The following is a 15,164-nucleotide window of genomic DNA, read 5'->3' on the forward strand; positions in this document are numbered from 1 at the left end:
CGGTTATTTACTCTCACGCTTCATGGTCATCGGGAAGACCGTGTTGCCGTCGTAGCGGCCCTTACAATCTGCGGGTCCGGTCAGGGACTGGGTACAGACGATCTCCGGCATCTGGTAGCGGGAGCCGTCGCTGCATTTGGCTTTAAACCGGCTGTTGATCACCAGATTGCCGGAACTCATCAGCCCGGCATTGATATCGGCCTTACAGCTCATGCCGTCGCCATACTGGATCCGCGCCGTGCCTTTACCGTTTTTAATCTGATACTTCAGGCTCGGTGGTTTGCCGGTGACCGGAGTTTTGATGTCCAGCATCACCCGCCACGTACCGTTCAGGAATTGGGTCGAGCCAACTTTGACTGCATCCGACGGCATGGTCAGGGCATTCTTGTCTTCCGGTTTAACCTCAGGAACAACCGGCGCAGGTGGCGGTTCGGCGACCACAGTCGCAGGCACCACAGCGGCAGGCTGAGCCGCTGGCGCAGGGGGCATCACAACCGGTTCAGGTGCGATGACCGCAGGGGCAATCACGGCCGCCGGTTTTACTTCTGCCACGGGTGTGGCGGGCAGGGCGCGTTTCTCGGCAGCAACCGGCGCTGCCGGTTTTTCCGCGACAGGTTTGACGTCCGGTGTCAGTGCGCCGCTGAACTGCATCACCAGCGTTGCCAGCAGGGCGGCGCCGGGAATTAACCACCAGAAACGCAACAGGCTTTTGGCCGAAGAGGGTTTTGCAACGGGCGCGGCAATGGCGGCATTGGGTTGAGATGCCGGCGCGGTTTCAGGCGTGGCGAGCGGTGCCGCCTTCGCGGCCATCGCTACCGGCAGATCCACCAGCGAATATTCAGGAGGCGACACCGGCGGACGCAGGCAGTCCAGCGCATCGGCGCGGGATTTTTTATCCAGATGTACGAAGCCCCAGAAGGTCAGAACCGGTTTGCCATCCACCAGATAGACGTGATTTTGGTCGGGAAACTGAATTGCTTTGGTGAGCAGGGCGCCAAACAGCTGCTGGCCGGGTTTATCGGACTTCAGCGCTTTTTGACAAAGGGTGTGAACAACGCCGCGGCACTGCTCGAGCTGCGCCACGGCAGAGGCGCGTTCTTTGTCGGTGGCGGCCAGCCAGGAGGTCACGTTGCCCACGACGGGGGAATACCAGTCAATGCGGTTGCCCGCTTCATTAGGTTGTGGAATGGCCAGTATGTTGGCAACGGCATGCTGATTGCGAAGGCGTAGCGTTTCCCGTAACTGCAGGGCTGAGGCATAAACCGGCTGGCCGTTTTCGCCCAAAGCCAGAATTTCGTCCAAACTTCCACTGCGTAAAAATGATTTTGCCACGCAAAAATAGTCCCATATTGGAGATGCCAGAGCCGGTGCCAGCGACAGAAAATAATGCACTCTCGGCGATGGTGGTGATTTTACCGTCAGCCGCTGGCAATCAAACGCAGGAATAAGGGGGTAAAGCGGGGCTTGTTTGACTTAGTGCTCCATTAAGCGCAGACCTCGTCGACGCTGGCGGGGGCAAAAATCTGGCCGCCCAATGCCTGCGCTTTAGCCAGCTGAGCGCTGATCTCGGTGGGTTCCGCTGAAAACAGCCGCTCTGATGCCACGACCGTCGCGCCGCAATAATCGAATATCCCGTGGTCAATTTGCGTTTTCATTGCGCTGTCATAACCATGACGCGCAAAGGTGCCTTTATCCGCCGCGCCGATGGCGACCAGATGCACTTTCAGGTGACCGAGTTTTTTCACCATTTTTCCGTCTCCGTTGTCGTCATAGGCCCAGCCATTAGCAAACACGCGGTCAATCCAGCCTTTGAGCTGACCCGGCATTGACCACCAGTAGATCGGATAAACCAGTACCAGTGCGTCAGCGCGGTCAATGCGTTGCTGCTCGGCCAGTACATCGGCCGGGAGTGGTTTTTCTTTTAGAAAGGCAGAATGGTCGGCGGCGGTAAATCTTGGGTCAAAACCTTCGGCGGCCAGATCGGCGATTTCCACCGTATGGGCGTTGTCAGACGATGCCACATGTTCTGCGATCTGTTGGGCGATGGTATGGGTCAGTGAGCCGGTAACCGGATGTGAAACAACAATCAGTGCGTGCATGACGAAAATTCCTTCTTGTGGATGACCTTGGTGAACGGTAAAATAAGTTACTGTTGGTAAGTTACTTTTGGTATATAGCGATGTCAAGCACTGAAAACACAAAAAGCATTGCCTCTTTACGACCCCGCGTGCGGCTCTCAAGAGAAGATCGTTCTCAGCAGCTTTTGAGTATGGCGTGGGCTATTGTGCGGGAAGAGAGGACAGAAGCGCTGACGCTCGGCTATCTGGCCGAACGTTCCGGCGTGACGAAGCCCGTGGTTTATGACCACTTCGGTACGCGTTCCGGCCTGCTGGCGGTGCTTTATCAGGATTATGACCAGCGACAAACTGCGCTGATGGACACCGCACTGACGCAAAGTGCAGAGACGCTGGCGGATAAAGCCACCGTGATTGCCTCATCGTATATTGACTGCGTGTTGTCACAGGGGGGTGAAATTTCAGGCGTGATTGCTGCGCTGACCGGTACGCCTGAACTGGAAAAAATCAAACGCGACTATGAGGCGACTTTCGTTGAGAAGTGCCGCGGTCTTCTGACGCCTTTCACAAAAGGGCAAACGCCTCTGCCGTCGGCCGGGTTGTGGGCGATGCTGGGGGCGGCCGAAGCGTTATCCTGTGCGGCGGGCCGTGGCGAAATCAGCGCGAAAGAGGCCAAAGACGAACTGTACGCCACGATTGTTTCACTGGTTGAGCGCGCAGCCACCTGAGCCTATAGGGTTTATTGCTGATTTTTGATGCCTGCGCGGGCTGTTTCTCCGATTTGAGCTACCCTTTTCCTATCACGCAATTGTCGAAAATAATGTTACTCAATCCATGATTACCGGAGGCGTCCATGAGTTTTTTGGGATGGACAGCGGCGGTGGGTGGACTGCTGTTGCTGATGTCACTGGCATCGGGCTGGATCCACCGCAGCCCGGTGACCTCATTTGGTTTATATCTTGCGGCGGGGGTCGCCTGCGGCCCCTGGGCGCTGGATCTGCTGCATATCGATATCGTGGCGCATTCAGAACTGACCGGCCGGCTGACCGAAATCGCCATGGCCGCCTCGCTGTTTATCACCGGCCTGAAACTGCGTATTCCTTTTCGTAATCACGGCTGGCGTATGGGCGTGCGGCTGGCGTTTCCCGGCATGTTGCTGACCGTGGCGGGTATCACGGTGGTGGCGCATTATCTGACCGGCCTTTCCTGGCCGATGGCACTGGCGTTTGGGGCAATTGTGGCGCCCACCGATCCGGTGCTCGCCAGTTTGATTTCCGTCAATGACGCCAGTGACGACGATAATCTACGTGTCTCGCTCTCGAGTGAGGCAGGCATGAATGACGGTTCGGCGCTGCCGATCCTCATGCTGGCGCTGCTGCTGATGAACTCTACCGAGCCGCTCACCTATCTGCAAATTGGCCATTGGGCGCTGGTGGATGTGCTGTGGGCACTGCTTGGCGGACTGGGTATCGGCTACGGGTTGGGGCGTCTGATTGGGCTGCTGGCTACCCGCCTGCGTCACGCACAGGGCGATATTGCGCCGAGTGATTTTATCGCCCTCTCGCTGATTGCCCTGAGCTACGCCGCTGCGCAAAGTTTGGATGCATCAGGCTTTTTAGCCGCCTTTGCAGCCGGTGTCGGTTTGCGCAGCGCGGAGCTACGTATTGTTAATCTGCACCCGCCGGAGAATATGGCCGACGATCTGCGCTACCGTCCTGCTGAGGAGCTGGTGAATCCGCACAGCCGCCACTCATTTGGCGAGCGCGGTCCGGCAAAATCGATGGGACTGGTGGTGGGGGACGCCCTGTCATTCGGTGATACGATTGAGCGTCTGTTTGCGGCTGCCATTATCGTGGTGCTGGGTATTACGTTATCCCAGCACTGGGAACCGACAGGATTACTCATCGCTGCGATACTGTTTATCGTTATCCGCCCGGCGTCGGTGTATATCGCCACTATCGGCGGGCAGGCACCACGCGCCCGGCGTCTGATGATTGGTTGGCTCGGGATCCGCGGTATCGGCAGTATTAACTACATTGCTTATGCCTATACCCACGGCATGGCAGGTGCGGAGTCTGCCCGGATGGCGGACATTGCGTTTACGGTCATTGTAACCAGCGTAGTAGTGCATGGTTTAACGGTGACGCCGCTGCTTAACTGGCGGCAGGGGCGGCAGGCACTGCGCGCGGAGCGCGAAAAAGAGAAGTGACCGGAAGGTTGCACGGCGTGAAGGGATGTTGCAGGGGAAAAGGGGGAAATCGGGCGCAGCACTCCGCGCCCGAATGGCTTAACTTACTTGCCGATCTCAGACATGACCTTCACGTCGGTTTGGGCGATCTGGCGCTCTTTCCCCCAGGCATCTTTGTACTTAATCAGGCCGGTATCTTTGTCCACTTTCGGTTTACCTTCACTGACGATGGTCCGCCCGTCGTTGGTCTGAATGGCATAGTTGCTTGAACAGCCCGCCAGCAGGGCTGAAAGAACGAGTGCTGATGCAAACAGATAACCTTTTTTCATAACCTACTCCTTGTCGTTAAGCCTGATTAAGGTTTAGCACAGGATGAAGATTGGACCAGTAAATCGATGCATTTACGCGACGTAATGCGAATTTCGGCCCTGAACAATTGTTTTTAACGGCTACTGTGACGCCTTTTCATTGGCATCAAACGCAGCCCGAGCCTGACGAAATTCCCCAGCATTATCGATAACCCACATCCACAGCGGGATCATATGCTCCAGCAATGCGGTACCGCTGGCGGTGAGTTCATATTCGACGCGGGGGGATTTTTCCTGATAGTCATGGCGTGCGATCAGCCCGTCGCGTTCCAGTTGACGCAAAGAGCGGGTGAGCATTCGCTGCGTGACGCCTTCCATCCGGCGGCCAATTTCGGCATGTCGTAAACGTCCTCCGACGCCCAGCGCATGAACAATACCCAGCGACCAGCGGTTACCCGCATGGGACAGCACTTCCCGCTTAAGACCATCATCATCGGCACTGAGCGCGGTGCACGCGGCCTGCGAGCGTGCTATCAAACTTTCTCGGTCCATTTTTCCCCCGGTATCACTGGTGTGCCTTGTTGTTCTCTGTTTTCAGAGGTGTAACGCTACGGGCAACTACACAGGAGAACCCCATGAACGTCAACGCGAAAAATAACCCCTCTTCCATTCTGGTACTCGGTGCCGGCGAGCTCGGTATGGCGATGTTACGCAGCCTGGTCACCACGCCCGGAGCTTCAGTTGCCGTGCTGCTGCGTCGGTCGGCCATCCACACTCAGGACCCGCAAAAAACCGCCAATTTCCGGCAATTACGCGAACTCGGCGTCACGCTGGTCGAAGGAGATCTGGTGGAAGATGACGTCAGTACGCTGGCGAAAATATTTGCGCCCTTCGGTACCGTCATCAGCTGTACCGGGTTTGTTGCGGGCAGCGGAACACAGATTAAAATTACCCGCGCGGTGCTGGAATCCGGTGTCCGTCGCTATGTGCCCTGGCAGTTTGGTGTCGATTATGATCTCGTCGGGAGAGGGAGTGGCCAGACGGTATGGGATGAACAGCTGGATGTGCGTGACATGCTGCGCGCTCAGCAGGCCACGGAATGGGTGATAATCTCGACGGGCATGTTCACCAGTTATCTGTTTGATCCGGCCTTTGGCATCGTCGATTTTCCCGGCAATACCGTCAATGCCCTCGGCAGCTGGGATAACGCCGTGACCCTGACCACGCCCAACGACATTGGCACGCTAACCCGCGAGATCCTCTTGAGCGAGCCGCGTTTAGTGAATCAGGTGGTGTATACCGCCGGAGAGAGCATCACTTACCGGCAACTGGCTGATCTGCTGGACAAGACGCTTGAACACCCTGTGCAGCGCGTGGCGTGGAGCGTGGAGAAACTCACCAAAGACTTAGCACAGGTGCCTGATGATCTGGTGGTGAAATACCGCGTGGCCTTCGCCAAAGGCAAAGGCGTGTCGTGGCCCATGGCACAAACCTTCAATGCGCAACGCAATATTGACGTAACCGATGTGGAACAGTGGCTGCGCCAGAACCGGCAGCAGACAGTTGCGGTGGCGTAGGCCATTTTTACCCGCTGTTTGAATAATTGTATCTATACTCTCTCGGGGTCAGAAAAGACCCGTGGCTTTCCGGTTCTGCTGGAAAAAGGTGTGCTCCGAGGAATTGATATGAAGTTTGAAGGAATTTCTAAAGGATTTTTTATACTGATCCTTTTTATTGTGACCGTGGCATTTTTGGATGTACTGGGACCTTATTACTCCTCCGTACTGTGGGCCGTGATACTGGCCGTGATTTTCCATCCACTGAAAAACCGGCTTAAGCAATATATTGGCGAAAAGAACGGGCTGGCCTCGTTTCTGACTGTGTTGGTGATCTGTCTGATTGTATTTACGCCGCTTGCGATCATCGGCTCGTCGCTGGCGATTGAAATCAACATGCTTTACACCAAGTTGCAGGGCAACGACACCCAGTTGCCTGCGATACTGGCGGACGTGATGCAGCACCTTCCGGCGTGGGCCCGGCAGTTCCTGACGGAGCACAATCTCGACAGTACGGCTGAGATCCAACAGAAACTGTCCGGCGTGGCGCTGAAAGGCGGCCAGTATCTGGCAGGCAGCGTGTTTGTGATCGGCAAAAGCACCTTCAGTTTCACCGTCGGTTTCGCGATCATGTTGTACCTGTTGTTTTTCCTGCTCAAAGACGGGGCGTATCTGGTCAACCTGACCATGCAATCCCTGCCGTTGTCGAAGGACATCAAACACCATCTGTTTGTGAAATTTGCCGCTGTGTCCCGTGCCACCGTTAAGGGCACCGTGGTCGTGGCTATCGTTCAGGGCTTCCTTGGAGGACTGGCATTTTACTTCACTGGGATTGAAGGGAGTCTGCTGTGGGGCGCGCTGATGGCGTTTTTGTCTATCATTCCTGCCGTGGGGTCTGCCATCATCTGGGTGCCGGCCGCCATCTATTTCTTCGGTGCAGGTATGCTGTGGAAAGGGATCTTCCTGGTGGCGTTCTTCGTGGTCATTATCGGGCTGGTGGATAACATTCTGCGTCCGCTGCTGGTCGGTAAAGACACCAAGATGCCGGATTACCTGATCCTCATCTCAACCCTGGGCGGCATGGAAATCTATGGCATCAACGGTTTTGTTATCGGTCCGCTGATTGCAGCCCTGTTTATCGCTTGCTGGAACATCTTTTCTGGTCGTGAAAATCAGGAAACGATGGAAGAGATTGACGAAGGGTTTATCGAAGAAGGGAAGAATCACCCGGACGCGTGACGGGGTGATGCGTTTCCCATTGTCTGACACAAAAGGCTCGCTGATCAGCGAGCCTTTTGTTTGCCGGGCGGCATAAATACGCTAACGTAAAAGAGGACAAATAGCGGGCTGGCGAACGGAGTGTAAAACGATCATGGGACGAATCAGCAGGGGAGCGTGGGTGGCTGGCGGCGTGTTTTTTCTTAGCGCCTGCTCGCCGCTGCCCCTGTCTCAGGCGGTGTCGCAATTTGCCACGGCGCTGAATCAGGCACCGGTGGCGTCACGTATTGCGCTGTCCAGCCTGCAACAGCTTGACCCGCTGCTGTTGCGACCGGCCTCACTCTATCCGCAACTGGCTGATACGCCGCTGCCGGTGCTGGCCGCACTCTATCATTACCATCAGCGCTGTTCTGGTTCACTCGACAGGGTACCTGAATCTTTTGCTCAATTTGAATTGGCGCTGTGCCAGAACACGCTGCTGCCTGCCAGCTGGTTTGCGGCGCATCCGGTTTCCCCGTTGGGGGGCAGTAACGCCTGGTACTCTCTGCAACGCCACCCTGAAGCCGCTGCGGTACTCGAGCCTTTCCTGCATGTGCGCGAAAGGCCGCAGGCGCTGGGGGGGATCGGGCAGCTTTCTGACGACAATCTCGACGCCCTCGCCAACGGGCAGACCTGGCTGTTGCAGGACGGCAACTTATGGCATCAGCACCAGCAACAGTGGCTGCGCTATGCGCCGCAGGACTGGCAACCGCTGGCACACCAGGCCGGGATCACGCTGGCCGCCGCCGGGGGGCAGTGTGACATGCCGCTCAGTACCCTGTGCGTTAATCCGCTCAATAGTTATGCCCGCTGGTGGCGCTCATTGCTGGGAACTGCCGCACTGTTGACCGCGCTGGCGCTGATCTGGGGCGCCTGGCAGCGGCGGCGTCTGCAACAGCGCCAACGCTTTATCGTGCAGATGCTGACGCATGAACTGCGCACGCCGATTGCTCAGTTAGGCAACGTGGTGGAACATTTTCGTCGTGACTTCGATGACCTGCCGCCACAGGCGCAGTTCGGTTTTGGCGCGCTGGCCGACAGCGTACAGCGGATGCGCCAGATGGCCGACGCCAGCCAGCATTACCTCAGTGGCGACGGCAGCCGTGACGTCCTCGAAATGCCCTCGACGGTGTGGCTGAGCGAATGGCTGGCGCATATTGTGCAACCCTATTCCGGTCTCATCTTTTGTCTCGACGCCGACCTGCAGGTGGCGCTCCCGCTTTACTGGACCAGCCTGTGTCTGAATAATCTGCTGGATAACGCCTTTCGTCATGGCCGTGCGCCGGTGCGTCTGCACGTGGGCTGGCGCAAAGGAAAACTTACCCTGCGCGTCAGTGACACTGGCCAGCTTGCCGCAGGCCCTTCCCCGCAGGCGGGAATGGGGTTGGGGCTGACCATCGTTGAGCGCGTGATGCGGCGGCTGAATGGCAGGCTGACACAGAGCGGTCCACCGACGACTTTTATTCTGGAGCTGCCTTGTGATGGCCAAAAATAATATTTCACTGTTGCTGATAGAAGATGATCCGGCCCTGGGGCAGGGGTTGCAGGCATTTTTGCAGCAGGAGGGTTTTACCTGCCAGTGGGTGCATGACGTCAGTCAGGTGGACAGCTTGTGGGTTCAGGCCAGTCTGGTGATCCTCGACCGGCAACTGCCCGACGGCGACAGCCTGCGTTTTTTACCGCAATGGCTGGCGAAAAAAGCGCTGCCGGTGATCGTATTGACCGCCCGCGTTGAGGTCGATGACCGTGTCGCCGGGCTGGAAGCCGGTGCGCGGGACTACCTCACCAAACCTTTTGCGCACGTCGAACTGCTGGCGCGCATCCGGGCTCAGTTACGCACGCTGGGTGAAGGACAGCTTGAGGCCGGCGAACTGCGGCTGTTTCCCGCCCGCCAGACGGTGTTATGGCAGGGGAGCGAAGTGGGACTGACCGCCATCGAATTTGGCCTGCTGGCGATGCTGGTGCAGATGAGTGGCCGGGTCTTTACCCGCGACGAACTGCTCAATCAAGTCTGGGGCTATCAGCATTTTCCTTCCACCCGCACCGTGGACACACACATTTTGCAACTGCGGCAAAAGCTGAGCGGTATCACCATCAGCAGCGTACGCGGCGTGGGTTACCGGCTGGACAAACCCTCATGATGCGCTATTTCACCGGGGCGCTCTTACTGCTGGTCAGCCTGTCTGGCCGGGCAGTCATGCTGCCTTCCACACCGCTCGAACCGGTCTACAACGCGCTGTTCAGTCAGCAAAACGCTCTGGCGTGGCAGCAGTTGATCAATCTGTGGCCGCAGATGACCAGTGCCGCCCAGCGCGGCGCATGGCAGCAGGCGCTGGATGCCGTCGTGTCCGGCCAGTGCGGTAATGACCTTCCAGTCACGGTGCCTGACTGGCTGGATGCCCCGACGCTGGTATTGACCCAGCGCGATATCCCCCTCAACCGGATTTATCGCGTGCAATTTAGCGGGAAAAGTCCGCGTCATGATTTACAGATCTCCCTCACATTGCCCGGTGGCAAAGAGATCATGCTGGGCGCAGAAGCGGAATATGGCCCCGACGGCCAGTTCCGGCTGGACAGTCATGAACTGGGCGAGGCACTGCCCGCTGGCGTATACCGCCTGGCGGTGCGTTCGGGCAATGACGTCTGGCAGCAACCGCTGGCGTTACAGGGCAGCGGCGGGCTGAACTGGATCCGGCGTCAGGGCCAGCAAATTCATCTGCAACCGCCGGTGACGCCGCAGGTCTGCCCGGCCCCGTGGCTGGAACAGACGCTGCTAAAACGCAGCGACTTTGCACAGGTGTGGTGGCAGAAAAATGATTATCTGCGCCTCCAGCCCTGGCCGCTGCGCAATGACGCCGCTGAGTTGTGGGCCAATGTCTCGGTGGTACGGGTTGAAGCCAGGGGCGGCCTGACCCTGCGTATCGAACACCGGCTGGCGGGGCCGCTGCTCACCCTGCAAAACTGATTTTCTGCGCATCCTGACATTACTCTGACAAACCCCTTGCGGCGGGCAGCAATAATGGCGTCCTCAACTCACTGATAAGAGCGACGTTATGACCCTGAAAATCCTGTCTGAACAACTCTGCCTGGCCGCCCTGCTGCTTGGGATAGTAAGTGGCCCGGTGCGCGCGGCCGATGAAATCGCGTTCTGGAATACGCCCCGGTATGGCGGCAACAGTTTTAACCGGTTGCCACCCGATCACGCTTATTTCGACGCACTGCGCGGCTACGGCGCCAGTTGGGTGCGGCTCTCTTATGACAAATGGCAGCCGGCTCAGCGGGATTTTCTGCTCGGCAATGCCGACCATTATCAGGGGCTGGTTCCGCAGGATCTGGCGACGCTGCAAGCCACGCTGGACCGGGCGCAGGCTGCCGGGCTGAAAGTGGTTATCACGCCGCTTTCCCTGCCGGGGATGCGCTGGTCGCAAAATAACGGTGGCAAATTTGACGACCGTCTGTGGCAGGACAAAGCCTATTGGTTGCAAAGTGCGGCGTTCTGGCGTGATCTGGCGAAAGTACTGAAAGATCACCCTGCCGTGGCGGCCTATAACCTGATCAACGAACCGGCACCGGAGAAAATGGGCGGTCTGCCGGAGCATACCAGTCTGGTCGACATGCAGCACTGGTATCAGCTACAAAAGGGCTCGGCGCGGGATTTACCGGCGTTCTACCAGATGCTGATTAAGGCGATTCGTGAGGTCGACCCGCTGACGCCGATCATGGTTGACGGCGGCTGGTACGGTGCGGCCGACGGTTTCAGCTACTGGCCTCAGGCGTTGGCCGATCAGCGCGTGCTCTACAGTTTTCATATGTATGAACCTTATGCCGCGACCAGCGGGCCGAATTTAAAGCGCGCAAAACCCTATCAGTATCCCGGTGTGGTGCCGTTCGGGCAGGGCAAAGAGAGGTGGAATGCACAACGGGTAGCGGCGTATTTGCAACAGCCCTTCGACTGGGCCCAAAAGAATCAGGTTCCGTCAAACCGGATGGTCGCAGGAGAGTTCGGGTGTATCCGCTCCTTGCCGGGATGCCGCCAGTATCTGGAGGATGTACTCAGCGTGCTGGATAAGAAACAGGCGCACTGGGCGTTTTACAGTTTCCGCGAAGACAGCTGGGACGCGATGGATTATGAACTGGGGCAAAGCAAAGTGCCGTGGTCATACTGGCAGGCGATTGATAACAAAAAACCCGATACTTTACAGCGGCAAAATACGCCGGAATTCGGGCCGATAAGCCAGCGATTGGGCAAGAGCAGAACGACAGGTCAGAAGGGGAACTGACGTTCTGCGTATAGAAAATGATGAAGCCCGCAGCAAGGTTGCAGGCTTCATCAACACATCAGCGGCCGACGCGCGCCTGCATGGCGGCCGGGTAACGTTCTCCAACGATTTTCACCGTTTCAAGCGCCTGCGTGATCTTGCGTAAATCATCCTGACTGAGGGTAATTTGCGCGGCACCCAGGTTCTCTTCCAGCCGGTGCAGTTTCGTGGTGCCCGGAATAGGCACGATCCACGGTTTTTGTGCCAGCAGCCAAGCCAGCGCAATTTGTGCGGAGGTCACGGCTTTCTCTTTGGACAGGTCAGCAAGCAATGTCACCAGCTTTTCATTTGCTTCCCGGGCTTCGGCGGCGAAACGTGGCACTTTGCTGCGAAAATCATCCTCACCAAATGTAGTATTTGCGTTTATCGCCCCGGTCAAAAAGCCTTTACCTAACGGACTGAATGGCACAAACCCAATGCCCAGCTCTTCCAGCAGCGGCAAGATCTCCTGCTCCGGTTCGCGCCACCACATAGAATATTCACTTTGCAGCGCTGCAACAGGTTGCACGGCATGTGCCCGTCGAATCGTCTGTACACCGGCCTCTGAAAGACCGAAGTGTTTGACCTTTCCTTCGGCGATCAATGCCTTCACGGTGCCCGCGACGTCTTCAATCGGCACATCAGGATCGACGCGGTGTTGATAAAGCAGGTCGATAGCCTCCGTTTTGAGCCGTCGCAGCGAACCCTCTACTGCGGCACGGATATGCTCCGGGCGGCTGTTTAAGATCTGCTGCTTATTGTCATCGCCAAAGGTGAAACCGAATTTGGTGGCGATCACCACCCGGTCGCGAAACGGTTTTAAGGCTTCGCCGACCACCTCTTCGTTGAGATACGGGCCATACACTTCGGCGGTATCGAAAAAGGTCACGCCGCGCTCGACGGCCGCGCGAATCAATTCGACGGCCTGGCGGGTATCCGTAGCCGGTCCGTAACCATGGCTGAGTCCCATACAACCCAGACCCAGCGCCGATACTTCAAGCCCGGAGTTACCGAGATAACGTTTTTGCATATTGTTGTTCAGTTTTACTGTTTGCACGATGTGATCCTTCTTCTTTTAGCGTTTGAAAAGCATAACGCAGAGTGATTCATCACATTAGAGGGTATAAATGCATAGGCTTTATGAGCAGGGTTCATGAGTTGTTTTAATTTTATTGATAAACCCCTGTTGAGGATGTCAGAGTAAAAGTTGTGCTTTTGACCCTATCTGGGAAACCAGACCTTACAGGAGATAGCCATGTCAGATAAGACGTCCGCGCAGTGCCACTGTGGTGCTGTCGTTTTTAATGCTGAACTGACCGATGGGTTTAACACCGTTCTGCGCTGTAACTGCTCATTTTGCCGTATGCGCGGTGCCGTGGTGGTCACGGCGCGGGGTATAGATATCGTGAAGGGAAAAGAGAAACTCACCGAGTATCGGTTTGGCAGTCAGGAAGCCGCCCATTACTTCTGCTCGGACTGCGGCATCTATACGTTTCACCAGCGCCGCTCTGACCCTAACTTTTATGGCGTGAATGTTGCCTGTATCGAAGGCGTTTCACCCTTCGATTTTGCCTCAGTCAACGTCACGGACGGCATGAATCATCCGAAAGACGGTGGGGCAGGTGGCGTGGCGGGATATGTCTCCTACAAACCCGCGTAGTTTTCAGCCGAAAACCCTGCTGATTCCCCCGCTGATACTCAAAATCATCGTCTTCATGCAGGAAGAAGCATACAATCCGGTGACATAAACAGTAGGAAGAAAATGATGACACGCACAGTTGAGAAAATTGAGTCCGATTTAATCAAAGCCCGCAAAGAGCGAGATTCCTGGAAAGGCAACCGCAACAACGGTAACAACGTAGAAATGGTCAAAAAGTACATTGCCTCGTTGGAGAAAGAACTCGCTGAAGTCACCAAACCTGAAGCAAACAAAGCGTAATTAACGCCTATCTGCCTATCCTAATCTGCCTTCATGTCCTTTTTGAAGGCGGGTTAGGTTCAGGCAACCTCCCTGTCTTTATGTTTTATTACGAAAAGCTCATCTCTTTTTCTTGGTAGCCAATAAAAACCTTCACGCATTACTTTATGAGATTGACTTATAAGGGAAGGGATCACTGTGGCTGGCAATAATCAACGACGCTTGAAAACACTGGTGGGTGCAGGCAGTTACCTCTATGCCGCCAATGACCAGAGGCCGCTGCCGGGCATACAACGCGCAGTTGACCTGGCGCGCAAAGCCGAGGCGGCCAAAATCACTGGCCTGTTTACCGCCGACCTGTTGCAGGCCGATCCGGCGGGCCTTGCGGGCAGCACCGGCAGTCAGGATCCGCTGATCACGCTGGCGGCACTGAGCCAGGTGACCTCACACATCGGTCTGGTTGCCACCGTCTCCACCACCTACCAACACCCCTATAATCTGGCCCGACTGGTCGCTACGCTTGACCACGTCAGCGGCGGTCGTGCGGCTTGGAATGCGGTGACGTCCTCCGTCGGCGAGGAGAATTTTGGCGATATCACTCTTCCCGATCCGGCCCAGCGCTATGCGCGCGCCACCGAATTTATTCAGGTTCTGAACGCGCTACTGGACGCCAATGACCCTTCTGCCGTGCAGCGCACCGTCTTTGGCGGTACTAAGATTGATCCGCTGAAGCTGCACCCCATCCACTATCACGGCGATTTTTTCCGCGTGCAGGGGCCGCTGAATGTTCCGGTGCCGCCGCAGGGCAGGCCGGTGCAATTTCAGGCCGGGCAGTCAGAAGAGGGCATCACGCTGGGCGCTCGCTATGCGGAAGTGATTTATACCTCGCAGCCGACCTTTGAGGACGCCGTGGTCTTTGTCGAACAGTTGCATCAGCGGGCGCGCGGTTTTGGCCGGGCGGAGAGTCTGCCGCTGGTGATGAACTCGTTCCATTCGGTGATTGGCGAAAACGACGCCGACGTGGCCCGCAGGCTGCGTGAAAAGCATGAACGCATTGATTATCAGCAGGGGCGGCTGAAGCTGGCCGATATGCTGGGCGGTGAGGTGGACTTGAGCGATCTGCCGCTGGATAAACCCTTGGCTGCATCGCTGCTGCCCGATGTGTCGCAGGTTAACCGCCGTCGCGGACGGGCGGAGATCTTCCGCCGTTTTGCCGGACAGGGGCTGACGCTACGCGAACTGATCATTCAGGCGCAGGAGACCGGTCACTGGTTTACCGCCGGGACGCCGGAACAGTTGGCCGACGCCATCGAGCAGCGCTACCGCGCCGGTGTGCTGGACGTGATTTCCCTCCACGGACTGGGGCAGCCGGATCAGGAAGATCTGTTGGTAAATGGTTTACTGCCGGAGCTGCGTAAACGTGGGCTATTAGATGAGGATTATCAGGGAGATACCTTCCGGGAAAATCTTGGTTTGCCACGTCTGCCTTTGGCTTCTTTACAATGAACATAATTTGCAAATATTGACCTGTCATGTTGCGTGACGTTTAGTGGTAAAGTCGCGC

At 56.7% G+C, this 15,164-nt stretch carries 16 protein-coding genes; 11 read left to right on the plus strand and 5 right to left on the minus strand.

Annotation, left to right across the window (positions count from 1 at the left end; all coding sequences use genetic code 11):
- Window positions 1-3 precede the first annotated feature (3 nt).
- The gene (locus ACZRKO_RS20020; RefSeq protein ID WP_463738987.1) at window positions 4-1,332 is read right to left on the minus strand and encodes an SrfA family protein; all 1,329 of its coding nucleotides are present in this window, start codon (window positions 1,330-1,332) and stop codon (window positions 4-6) included.
- 152 nt (window positions 1,333-1,484) lie between these two features.
- Window positions 1,485-2,099, minus strand: coding sequence for an NAD(P)H-dependent oxidoreductase (locus ACZRKO_RS20025; protein ID WP_463738988.1), 615 nt, complete (start codon window positions 2,097-2,099; stop codon window positions 1,485-1,487).
- Between the two features lie 80 nt (window positions 2,100-2,179).
- Between ACZRKO_RS20025 and ACZRKO_RS20030 the strand changes: the two genes are divergently transcribed.
- Both ACZRKO_RS20030 and ACZRKO_RS20035 read left to right on the plus strand, forming a co-directional pair.
- Window positions 2,180-2,803 carry a TetR/AcrR family transcriptional regulator gene (locus ACZRKO_RS20030; RefSeq protein WP_463738989.1) on the plus strand — a complete coding sequence of 208 codons (624 nt, stop codon included), beginning with the start codon at window positions 2,180-2,182 and terminating at the stop codon, window positions 2,801-2,803.
- A gap of 125 nt (window positions 2,804-2,928) precedes the next feature.
- Window positions 2,929-4,284, plus strand: a complete 1,356-nt coding sequence (locus tag ACZRKO_RS20035; RefSeq protein WP_463738990.1) for a cation:proton antiporter — start codon at window positions 2,929-2,931, stop codon at window positions 4,282-4,284.
- Between the two features lie 83 nt (window positions 4,285-4,367).
- Here the strand turns inward: ACZRKO_RS20035 and ACZRKO_RS20040 are convergent, their stop codons facing one another.
- Together ACZRKO_RS20040 and ACZRKO_RS20045 are read right to left on the minus strand one after the other, a co-directional pair.
- A complete protein-coding gene (locus ACZRKO_RS20040; RefSeq protein ID WP_463738991.1) occupies window positions 4,368-4,592 on the minus strand; it encodes a YgdI/YgdR family lipoprotein in 225 nt (74 codons plus the stop codon).
- Between the two features lie 120 nt (window positions 4,593-4,712).
- Window positions 4,713-5,123: a winged helix-turn-helix transcriptional regulator gene (locus tag ACZRKO_RS20045; protein ID WP_463738992.1), complete on the minus strand. Its 411-nt coding sequence runs from the start codon at window positions 5,121-5,123 to the stop codon at window positions 4,713-4,715.
- Window positions 5,124-5,206: 83 nt separating this feature from the next.
- Between ACZRKO_RS20045 and ACZRKO_RS20050 the strand changes: the two genes are divergently transcribed.
- The 6 genes from ACZRKO_RS20050 to ACZRKO_RS20075 all read left to right on the plus strand — a co-directional run bounded on the left by ACZRKO_RS20050 (window position 5,207) and on the right by ACZRKO_RS20075 (window position 11,664).
- The gene (locus ACZRKO_RS20050) at window positions 5,207-6,148 is read left to right on the plus strand and encodes an aromatic alcohol reductase (protein WP_463738993.1); all 942 of its coding nucleotides are present in this window, start codon (window positions 5,207-5,209) and stop codon (window positions 6,146-6,148) included.
- Window positions 6,149-6,256: 108 nt separating this feature from the next.
- Window positions 6,257-7,366, plus strand: a complete 1,110-nt coding sequence (locus ACZRKO_RS20055) for an AI-2E family transporter (RefSeq protein WP_463738994.1) — start codon at window positions 6,257-6,259, stop codon at window positions 7,364-7,366.
- A 133-nt stretch (window positions 7,367-7,499) separates the two neighbouring features.
- Window positions 7,500-8,879, plus strand: coding sequence for an ATP-binding protein (locus ACZRKO_RS20060; protein ID WP_463738995.1), 1,380 nt, complete (start codon window positions 7,500-7,502; stop codon window positions 8,877-8,879).
- Window positions 8,866-9,525: a response regulator transcription factor gene (locus tag ACZRKO_RS20065; RefSeq protein ID WP_463738996.1), complete on the plus strand. Its 660-nt coding sequence runs from the start codon at window positions 8,866-8,868 to the stop codon at window positions 9,523-9,525. The genes ACZRKO_RS20060 and ACZRKO_RS20065 overlap by 14 nt, the downstream gene beginning before the upstream one ends.
- Complete coding sequence (locus tag ACZRKO_RS20070; protein ID WP_463738997.1) at window positions 9,522-10,349, plus strand: DUF2861 family protein; 828 nt, start codon at window positions 9,522-9,524, stop codon at window positions 10,347-10,349. Before ACZRKO_RS20065 ends, ACZRKO_RS20070 begins: the two co-directional genes overlap by 4 nt.
- Window positions 10,350-10,437: 88 nt before the next feature.
- A complete protein-coding gene (locus tag ACZRKO_RS20075) occupies window positions 10,438-11,664 on the plus strand; it encodes a glycoside hydrolase family 5 protein (protein ID WP_463738998.1) in 1,227 nt (408 codons plus the stop codon).
- 58 nt (window positions 11,665-11,722) lie between these two features.
- On the opposite strand, the gene ACZRKO_RS20080 is transcribed toward ACZRKO_RS20075, so the two are convergent.
- Window positions 11,723-12,712, minus strand: a complete 990-nt coding sequence (locus ACZRKO_RS20080) for an aldo/keto reductase (protein ID WP_463739053.1) — start codon at window positions 12,710-12,712, stop codon at window positions 11,723-11,725.
- Window positions 12,713-12,937: 225 nt separating this feature from the next.
- Here ACZRKO_RS20080 and ACZRKO_RS20085 point away from each other — a divergent pair, with 225 nt between their 5' ends.
- From ACZRKO_RS20085 to ACZRKO_RS20095, 3 genes are all read left to right on the plus strand, one after another.
- On the plus strand, window positions 12,938-13,342 hold the full coding sequence (locus ACZRKO_RS20085) for a GFA family protein (protein ID WP_463738999.1): 405 nt from the start codon (window positions 12,938-12,940) through the stop codon (window positions 13,340-13,342).
- A gap of 102 nt (window positions 13,343-13,444) precedes the next feature.
- Window positions 13,445-13,621, plus strand: a complete 177-nt coding sequence (locus ACZRKO_RS20090) for a hypothetical protein (RefSeq protein WP_463739000.1) — start codon at window positions 13,445-13,447, stop codon at window positions 13,619-13,621.
- Between the two features lie 177 nt (window positions 13,622-13,798).
- Window positions 13,799-15,106, plus strand: coding sequence for an NtaA/DmoA family FMN-dependent monooxygenase (locus tag ACZRKO_RS20095; protein ID WP_463739001.1), 1,308 nt, complete (start codon window positions 13,799-13,801; stop codon window positions 15,104-15,106).
- Window positions 15,107-15,164: the final 58 nt, after the last annotated feature.

This window comes from Ewingella sp. C233 (genome assembly GCF_055407225.1).